The sequence below is a fragment of the Litchfieldella rifensis genome, assembly GCF_042646605.1.
GTDB lineage: Bacteria > Pseudomonadota > Gammaproteobacteria > Pseudomonadales > Halomonadaceae > Litchfieldella > Litchfieldella rifensis.
This window is the reverse complement of the sequence record NZ_JBHRUG010000050.1, coordinates 63,869-71,631: the sequence shown is the minus strand read 5'-3', so window position 1 is coordinate 71,631 and position 7,763 is coordinate 63,869. Positions and strand designations below refer to the sequence as shown.

Genomic DNA, 7,763 nt, shown 5'->3' with positions numbered 1-7,763 from the left:
AGCCAATCACGATGTTGAAACCATCGACTGGAGAGCCGTGTGCGGGAGAACCGCATGCACGGTTCGGAGGGCGGGGAGGCTATGCCTTCCCGACCCCTATCCTCGGTATTGAACATTGATGGAGGAATTCGAGATGAACCATTGCCTACGCATCGGCGTCGGTGGCCCGGTAGGCTCCGGCAAGACCGCACTGCTGAAACAGCTCTGCCTGGCCCTGCGCGACCATTACGATATTGCCGTGGTCACCAACGATATCTATACCCGCGAGGATGCCGATTTCCTGCTCAAGCACGAGGCGTTGCCGGCGGATCGTATTCTTGGCGTCGAGACCGGTGGCTGTCCGCATACCGCCATCCGCGAGGATGCCTCGATGAACCTTGCCGCCATCGACGATCTTCAGGCCCGGCACCCCGATCTGGAACTGGTGCTGGTGGAATCCGGTGGCGACAACCTCTCGGCCACCTTCAGCCCCGAGCTCTCCGATCTGACGCTCTACGTGATCGACGTTTCCGCCGGCGACAAGATCCCCCGCAAGGGTGGGCCGGGCATCACCAAGTCGGATCTGCTGATCATCAACAAGATCGACATTGCCGAGCAGGTTCACGCCTCGCTGGAGGTCATGGAGCGTGACTCGAAGAAGATGCGTGGCGAGCGGCCCTTCGTATTCACCAACCTCTACAACGGCGTCGGTGTCGAGGAAATCATCCGCTTCATCCTCGACCGCGGCATGCTGTCGGACCGCCGGCCCGAGGTGCAAGCCGCCGGCTGATCGCTTTCCGCTACGCAACTACCACGACCAATGGCAAGGAGAAACGCATGCAAGCTCTCGAAACCTTCACGACTTCCCGCGTCACCCGTGTGGCCGTGGCGCTGGCGCTGCTGCTGGTGGCCGGTGCGGCCCTGGCCCATCCCGGCCATCAGGGAACCTCTCACAGCGGCTTCGCTTCCGGCTTTGCACACCCGCTATTGGGGCTGGATCACTTGCTGGCCATGGCGGCTATCGGCCTCTGGAGTCTGCGCCAGTCCAATCCGATGCGCCGCGGGACACCTTGGCTGGCCGCCGCTGGCATGCTATTCGGTGCGGGCCTTGCCTGGGGAGGGTTGGTCGTGCCCAGTGTCGAGACCGGCATCGCATTATCGGTCTTGCTGGCCGGTGTGTTGATCGCCGCTGTGGTCAAGTTGCCTACTCTCCCGGGTGGCCTCCTCGTCGTGGTCTTCATGCTGTTCCATGGCCATGCCCACGCTAGCGAGATTCCCTACGGCGCCTCGATGATGGCGTATCTCGCCGGCTTCCTGTCGGCGACCCTGGTCATCACCTATGCCAGTCGTGTGCTGGGCGGCTATCTGATGGCGCGGGAAAACCGCATCGTTCGCGCTCTGGGGGTGGCGATTGCCTTGGTGGGTGGTTTCTTCACTTTGGCTTGACTTGGTTACGCCTTACTTTCATGGTCAATGGTATTAATATAAGCATAACGCGTGATTCTTACGCTGTTGATACCAATTAGGGTGGCATCCATTGACCTCTCCCATCGACGAGCCTGAGGAAAAGCGCTCACGCGATCAGCAGATTGAGGGCCTCAACCGTGCCCTGGCGTTTGCCTGCCGCTGTAACGATTCCCTGATCCATATGCGTGATGAGGTTACCTTGTTGCGCGATATCTGTGCTCTGGCGGTAGAGGTGGGGGGCTACCGCATGGCCTGGGTGGGCTTCGCCCAGGACGATGATGCCAAGACCATTACCCCGCAGGCGCATGCCGGTGCCGAACTGGGATATCTCGACGAGGTGCAGGTCAGCTGGTCGGAGGATATCCCCAGTGGGCAGGGAACGGCCGGCATGGCCATCCGCCAGGGCAAGCCACAGATCATCACCGACCTGAATGACGATCCCTGTTTCCAGCCTTGGATCGAGGCGGCCAACCGTCGAGGGTACCGCGGCATCGTTACCTTGCCCTTGAAGGATCTGCAGGGGCCCTTTGGTATCCTGACCCTGTTTCAGGAAGAGGTAGACCCGATCACCGACGAGGAGCTCAAGCTGCTCCAGGGGCTGGCTGATAACCTGGCCTTCGGCATCGTCACCCTACGTACACGCTGCGAACAACAGCGGGTGCAGCAGGCGGTCTTGAGCATTGCCACGGCCGTTTCGGCACGCAGTGGCGATGAGTATTTCGACCAACTGATGCGCCACATGGCATGTGCGATCGGCGCGGATGCCAGTTTTGTCGCCTTGCTCGACAAGAAGACCCCTGATGTGACGCATACGCTGGCAGTCCTGATCGATGGCCAGGTGGTGGACAGTTTCAGCTATCACCTGCCCGGCACGCCCTGTGAACAGGTGATTCTTGAAGGTGAATGCATCGTCAAGGACCGCGTGGCCGAGCAACTTGCCGGCGTCTTTCGCGAGCCGCTGAACTGGGCCAGAGGATATGTGGGAAAGCGGCTGGCCAATGTCGACGGCGAGCCGACCGGCCTGCTGGTGGTCATGTTCCGTGAACCGTTGCTGGAAGTGGACTTCGTCCGTTCGGTCCTGCAGATCTTCGCTGCCGGCGCCGCCGCCGAGCTCGAGCGCCAAAGCGGCGAAGCGCAAGTGCGTCGGTTGGCCTTCTATGACCCGGGAACGGGATTGCCTAACCGGACCTTTTTCATGCGGCGGCTACGCGCTGCTATCGACGATGCCGATCGGGATGGCACCAAGCTGGCGTTGATGTTCCTGGGCTTGAACCACTTCCGGGATATCAACGAGACGCAAGGACATGACATCGGTGACAAGGCGTTGGTCAGTGTGGCCGAGCGCTTTGCCACGACCCTGCGGGGCGATGGCTTTCTCGCTCGGCTGGGTGGCGACGAGTTCGTGGTGATGTTCGAAAATGCCTATGGCGCACGGGTCGAACGCACGGCGCTGCGGTTGCGGCATTCGTTGATACAGCCGCTGGCCGTTCGTGGCCAGTCCTTCAGTCTCGGCGCGAGTGTCGGAATCGCTTTCTATCCCGAGCATGGCCGTACGACCAGAGAGCTGCTCAAGAGCGTCGATATCGCCATGCGCCGCGCCAAGGAGAGCGGGGAGGGACACTGCTTCTTTGCTACCAGCCTCGGCGAGAGGGTGTCGCGGCGCCTGACATTGGCCAAGCGTTTCATTAACGCACTCAATACCGGACAGTTGCAGCTCCACTATCAGCCTCAGGTCGACTTGAACAGTGGTGCCATCATCGGGGCCGAGGTCCTGTGTCGATGGCACGATCCGGAATGGGGGTGGGTCAGTCCCGTCGAGTTCATCCCGGTGGCGGAGGAGCGCGGACTGATGTCGGCACTCGGTGCCTGGGTCACCGAAGAGGCGTGTCGCCAGCTACTCCTCTGGCAGCGCCAGGGGCATCCCTTCTCGGGGTTACTGGGGATCAACGTTGCCGCTCAGCAACTGGAAGACATCCGTTTCGCCGAGCGTCTGCATACCGTCGTCTCCTCGGCGGGGCTGGCGCCTGAGACGATCGTGCTGGAGCTGACCGAGGGCGGCTTCATGGCAGATCCTGACCAAGCCATGTGGCTTATGCGGGAACTCAAGCGGGTCGGATTTGGCCTGGCCATCGACGACTTCGGTACCGGCTACTCCTCGCTGGCTTATCTCAAGCGCTTCTCCGCGGATACGCTCAAGATCGACATGTCCTTCGTGCGCGATATGCTCACCGACAGTCATGACCACACCATCGTCACCACCATCATCGCCATGGCCAAGAGCCTCGGTATGAATACCGTGGCCGAGGGCGTGGAAACCCGAGCCCAGGCCGAGGCGCTGTGGGCCCTGGGATGCAGCCAGGGACAGGGCCATTACTTCGGGCGCCCCACGGATGCGGAAAGCTTCGCCAGGCAGTGGCTGAGGGCATCTCCCCTAGCGAAGCGCTGAGAGTCGGGCGTCAGCGGTGAAGTCGCACGATCGACTCGAACTTGCCGCTGTCGCTATAGCTCAACCGATAGACGCCATCGACCCCATCGCGACCGACGATGCGTCTCAACGCTGTGGCGGGAAATATCACCCGCCGACCATCCAGGCTATGAGCCAGCACGTTCTGCGCCCGGCCCTCATAGTGGGCCAGGCATTCTTCCTGGGTCAGTCTGATGACCACGTCGATACTGGGCATGAGTGGGGTACGTTTCCGATCTTTTCTAAAGGGTACTTCTCGGGGAGCCGGGACGCGATGCCTTTCCTAGCGTATCGAGACATGCAGCCGGTTTTCAGGTGGCTGTTTCTCAGCTATAATTGACCATGGTTATATGACTATGGTCGTTTGCCGAGACATCTACTATATGAAAACCGAAATATCCAAATCGAAATTCAAGGCCCACGCCTTGGAGATCTTCCGTGAGCTCGAAGCCAGCGACGGCGAAGTGATCATTACTGACCATGGGCGCCCCAGCCTGGTGGTCCGTAAATACAAGGCGCCTACTAGCCAGTCGCCTCTCGAGCGCCTCAAGGGCGCGGTGCTTCACTACGACGCGCCTTTCGAGAGCGTAGCTGAAGGCGACTGGGAAGCGCTTACATGATCGTGCTCGATACTCACATCCTGATCTGGTGGGTGAATGGCGATACCAGGCTGTCACCTACTGCTCGGCAGGCCATCGAACAGGAAATCGACAATCAGGGCGATATCCTGATCTCCGCGATCTCGGTGTGGGAGATCGCCATGCTGATCGAAAAAGGGCGCCTTGTCCTCAGCATGGACCTTGACGAGTGGCTAGAAACGGTGGAGCGTATCGATAGGGTGGCGTATGTGCCCATTACACCGCATGTCGCCGTGCAATCCACTCGCCTGCCGGGAAGCTTCCATCCCGACCCTGCGGATAGGCTGATAGTTGCACTGGCGCGGGAACTCAATGCCTGCCTGCTGACGGCAGACGGCAAGATCCAAGCCTATCCGCATATCAAGTGGCTGTGGTGAGCATCTTCCTTCTTCCAGGCGCGTCGCGCCGCTCTTCTACCTTCCCGCTAGATTTTTTCCCTTTCACCCTAAAGCTTCGCTGACAACTTCCGATAGATAGGGTAACGGCCAACGGCGCCGTTGTGGCAGGCCCCCCTCGCGGTCCGCCAATGGAGCCCTCAAAAATAGGAAGGACATTATCATGTCAGTGATCAATACCAACATCACCTCGATGATCGGCCAGGCCAACCTGCAGAAATCGCAGAACTCCCTGGCTACCGCCATGGAGCGCCTGTCCTCCGGCCTGCGCATCAACAGCGCCAAGGACGACGCCGCCGGTCAGGCCATCGCCAACCGCATGACCAGTCAGATCACCGGTCTTTCCCAGGCGCAGCGTAACGCTAACGACGGTATCTCTGTGGCACAGACCGCTGAAGGCGCGCTCAACCAGGTCAACGATAACCTGCAGCGTATCCGCGAGCTGGCAGTTCAGGCGCAGAATGGTACCAACTCTCAAGATGACCTGAACTCGATTCAGGCAGAAATTGGCCAGCGTCTTTCAGAAATCGATCGAATTTCCGATCAGACCGACTTTAATGGAACCAAGGTCCTAGCTAGTGATCAAGGCTTGAAAATCCAGGTTGGCGCCAATGATGGTGAATCTATCACTGTCAACCTTGAGGAAATCACTGCAGCCACTTTGGGAGTTAGTACTTTCAATGTTTCTGGTCCAGCTGATACTGATACGGTTACTGCCGGGCTTCAGTTAATTGCACAGACGGGTGGGCCTACCGCTGCGATGAAGGAAGCATATGGCGAGTCTACTTCCGTTACCGATACCGCTATGAATAACTTTTCAGCGGATCTTCAGGATTCACTGGGTTTAAGTGGTAATGGTAGTGTCACTATTGCTGATACTTCAACTAATAAGGCCCAAGTCGACGCTAATGGCAATTGGTATGCTGAAGTAAGCATTACTCTTGCAGCAGATGCAGCAGGTGAAGCAGCTGCTCAGACCTTGGCAAACCAAGGTATTGAGATTGAAGCTGATGGTGCTGCTAAGACGTTTTATGTTGCTCTTGATCCGCAAGAGGCAACAATTGCGGCCGGTGTTGCCACATTTGCTGTTGATGGCACTGAGCTTACCGCCGATAGCTTGAAGTCTGGTGCTACTAGCAATCCTCTTGAGAATCTTGACCAAGCTTTGAGCAAAGTCGATAATCTTCGCTCTGATCTGGGTGCCGTCCAGAACCGTTTCGAGTCTGCTATCACTAATCTGCAGACCAACGAAACTAACCTCTCAGCCGCTCGTTCGCGCATCGAAGACGCCGACTACGCAGTGGAAGTGGCCAACATGACCCGCGCGCAGATTCTGCAGCAGGCGGGTACTTCGGTTCTGGCCCAGGCCAACCAGGTGCCGCAGAACGTGCTGTCTCTGCTGGGCTAATAGGCAACATGGCAGAACAGGGTTGAGGGAATTAGCGGCAAGGTTTTCCCAGACCCTGGAAACGAACAGGCTCCCAATTGGGGGCCTGTTTTTTTACCGCAACCAAGTGAAGGTGATGGCTGACGACAAGATATCCGCTCGCGAACTTGTCCACGATCTGCTTCCCAAGCTGCAAGCCACGGAGGATCTTGCCCACAACACACTAGGCGAACTGGTAAACCAGGTAGAATCCGAGGAAGAACGCAACTATCGAAGAAATCAGCAGATCGAATTCGAATTGGAAATCACCATGATCCAAATGAATTTTGACCATCTTCTGAAGCGCTACGCCAGGGAAGTAGAAGAAGCGCTCACTACTAGTGGACGTGCTGGCGTGACACTGAAGCTCGATCAGCATGAGCGCTTCGCAGTCGAAAGCGCTAAACAGCTTTATCGCCGTGCTCAAGTGTTGCAGATATAATAGTGCATGAGGTCAATTGATTCAGAAAATCGGTCATCGAGGAGCGTACTGATATGATGGAGGTTGAACATCAACAAGTGATCGATGAGCTACAGGGTGTGATCGACGACGCCCGTGCGACCATGGAGCGCTTCGAAGCCACCGACATGGATGAGCGGATGCCGGATGACTACGACAAGCTACATGAAATCTATGCCAAAGCAGTGAGGGACCAGTGGCACTATACGCAGGCGATGTTGCAGGGAGGTGAGTGATACTTAACTACGGTCGAAAGATGTCGATTTCCAATCCATCGATATGACGATAATGTCGATCATTGGCGGTAATCAGAATATCGCCTAGGTGCAGGGCAGTGGCGGCAATCAAGGCATCAGCCATTTGCATTCCATGGCTCAAGGCATGCTCTTCCACCAGAAACATCGCTCTAGCGGAAATATCGCGCTCGATGGCGATGATCTCTGCTTCCCAAAAGTGCAATGCCTGCCGCAAGGCACGCATCTCTGCTTTATCACGCAGCCCTTGCAGTAGCTCCATATAAGTGACAGCAGAAATCGAAAAGCCGCGGTGTTCGTCAAGCAGGACGGCCGCATTGTCGTTGCCGCGCAAGTTCCAGATCAGGACATCCGTGTCGATCAACATCAGGTGTCATCCTGTGGCGTGAAGTGGCGCGGTTGGCGTAATTTGCGCACTTCGTCGTTCACGCTGGTTTCATTCCGGTCACGCCAGAGGCCAAAGGCGGGGTTGCGTTGATGGTGCGAGATGCGATGCGTGGTGGCTTCCTCGTAGGCTACCAACTTGACGCAACGCTTGCCCCGATAGGTAATCACGACTTCTTCACCCCTGGCCGTGGCGGCGAGCAACTCACGTGTGCGAAGGCGCAAATCCTTGGTCGTGGCTTGCATGATCTGTCTCGTCGTGGTGTAGGTTACACTTAAAAGTGTAACTTCCGATT

11 protein-coding genes are annotated in these 7,763 nt (G+C 57.6%); 8 read left to right on the top strand and 3 right to left on the bottom strand.

From position 1 onward, the window contains the following. Positions 1–133 precede the first annotated feature (133 nt). The 3 genes from ureG (at position 134) to ACFOEV_RS22375 (ending at position 3,892) form a co-directional block, all read left to right on the top strand. Positions 134–769, top strand: a complete 636-nt coding sequence (gene ureG, locus ACFOEV_RS22385; protein WP_386777339.1) for an urease accessory protein UreG — start codon at positions 134–136, stop codon at positions 767–769. Between the two features lie 47 nt (positions 770–816). Beyond that, positions 817–1,425 (top strand): HupE/UreJ family protein, encoded by a 609-nt coding sequence (locus ACFOEV_RS22380; RefSeq protein ID WP_386777337.1) that lies wholly within the window; start codon positions 817–819, stop codon positions 1,423–1,425. Between the two features lie 91 nt (positions 1,426–1,516). Further along, complete coding sequence (locus ACFOEV_RS22375; RefSeq protein ID WP_386777335.1) at positions 1,517–3,892, top strand: bifunctional diguanylate cyclase/phosphodiesterase; 2,376 nt, start codon at positions 1,517–1,519, stop codon at positions 3,890–3,892. A gap of 10 nt (positions 3,893–3,902) precedes the next feature. Here the strand turns inward: ACFOEV_RS22375 and ACFOEV_RS22370 are convergent, their stop codons facing one another. Then, positions 3,903–4,127 carry a DUF2835 family protein gene (locus ACFOEV_RS22370; protein WP_386777333.1) on the bottom strand — a complete coding sequence of 75 codons (225 nt, stop codon included), beginning with the start codon at positions 4,125–4,127 and terminating at the stop codon, positions 3,903–3,905. A 166-nt stretch (positions 4,128–4,293) separates the two neighbouring features. On the opposite strand from ACFOEV_RS22370, the gene ACFOEV_RS22365 reads away from it, so the two are divergent. The 5 genes from ACFOEV_RS22365 (at position 4,294) to ACFOEV_RS22345 (ending at position 7,065) form a co-directional block, all read left to right on the top strand. After that, positions 4,294–4,530 carry a type II toxin-antitoxin system Phd/YefM family antitoxin gene (locus ACFOEV_RS22365; RefSeq protein WP_386777331.1) on the top strand — a complete coding sequence of 79 codons (237 nt, stop codon included), beginning with the start codon at positions 4,294–4,296 and terminating at the stop codon, positions 4,528–4,530. Further along, positions 4,527–4,925: a type II toxin-antitoxin system VapC family toxin gene (locus ACFOEV_RS22360; RefSeq protein WP_386777329.1), complete on the top strand. Its 399-nt coding sequence runs from the start codon at positions 4,527–4,529 to the stop codon at positions 4,923–4,925. Before ACFOEV_RS22365 ends, ACFOEV_RS22360 begins: the two co-directional genes overlap by 4 nt. A gap of 181 nt (positions 4,926–5,106) precedes the next feature. Further along, entirely contained in the window at positions 5,107–6,351 is a 1,245-nt protein-coding gene (locus tag ACFOEV_RS22355; protein WP_386777328.1) for a FliC/FljB family flagellin, read from the top strand. Positions 6,352–6,466: 115 nt separating this feature from the next. After that, positions 6,467–6,811 (top strand): hypothetical protein, encoded by a 345-nt coding sequence (locus tag ACFOEV_RS22350; protein WP_386777326.1) that lies wholly within the window; start codon positions 6,467–6,469, stop codon positions 6,809–6,811. 53 nt (positions 6,812–6,864) lie between these two features. Beyond that, positions 6,865–7,065 carry a hypothetical protein gene (locus tag ACFOEV_RS22345; protein WP_386777324.1) on the top strand — a complete coding sequence of 67 codons (201 nt, stop codon included), beginning with the start codon at positions 6,865–6,867 and terminating at the stop codon, positions 7,063–7,065. A gap of 7 nt (positions 7,066–7,072) precedes the next feature. Here the strand turns inward: ACFOEV_RS22345 and ACFOEV_RS22340 are convergent, their stop codons facing one another. Further along, complete coding sequence (locus ACFOEV_RS22340) at positions 7,073–7,450, bottom strand: type II toxin-antitoxin system VapC family toxin (RefSeq protein ID WP_386777322.1); 378 nt, start codon at positions 7,448–7,450, stop codon at positions 7,073–7,075. Beyond that, complete coding sequence (locus ACFOEV_RS22335; protein WP_386777321.1) at positions 7,450–7,713, bottom strand: type II toxin-antitoxin system Phd/YefM family antitoxin; 264 nt, start codon at positions 7,711–7,713, stop codon at positions 7,450–7,452. Before ACFOEV_RS22335 ends, ACFOEV_RS22340 begins: the two co-directional genes overlap by 1 nt. Positions 7,714–7,763 lie beyond the last annotated feature (50 nt).

Coding starts and splice junctions, on each gene's coding strand:
- ACFOEV_RS22380 (WP_386777337.1), top strand. CDS start 817: ATGCAAGCTCTCGAAACCTTCACGACTTCCCGCGTCACCCGTGTGGCC.
- ACFOEV_RS22360 (WP_386777329.1), top strand. CDS start 4,527: ATGATCGTGCTCGATACTCACATCCTGATCTGGTGGGTGAATGGCGAT.
- ACFOEV_RS22335 (WP_386777321.1), bottom strand. CDS start 7,713: ATGCAAGCCACGACCAAGGATTTGCGCCTTCGCACACGTGAGTTGCTC.
- ureG (WP_386777339.1), top strand. CDS start 134: ATGAACCATTGCCTACGCATCGGCGTCGGTGGCCCGGTAGGCTCCGGC.
- ACFOEV_RS22365 (WP_386777331.1), top strand. CDS start 4,294: ATGAAAACCGAAATATCCAAATCGAAATTCAAGGCCCACGCCTTGGAG.
- ACFOEV_RS22355 (WP_386777328.1), top strand. CDS start 5,107: ATGTCAGTGATCAATACCAACATCACCTCGATGATCGGCCAGGCCAAC.
- ACFOEV_RS22370 (WP_386777333.1), bottom strand. CDS start 4,127: ATGCCCAGTATCGACGTGGTCATCAGACTGACCCAGGAAGAATGCCTG.
- ACFOEV_RS22345 (WP_386777324.1), top strand. CDS start 6,865: ATGATGGAGGTTGAACATCAACAAGTGATCGATGAGCTACAGGGTGTG.
- ACFOEV_RS22350 (WP_386777326.1), top strand. CDS start 6,467: ATGGCTGACGACAAGATATCCGCTCGCGAACTTGTCCACGATCTGCTT.
- ACFOEV_RS22340 (WP_386777322.1), bottom strand. CDS start 7,450: ATGTTGATCGACACGGATGTCCTGATCTGGAACTTGCGCGGCAACGAC.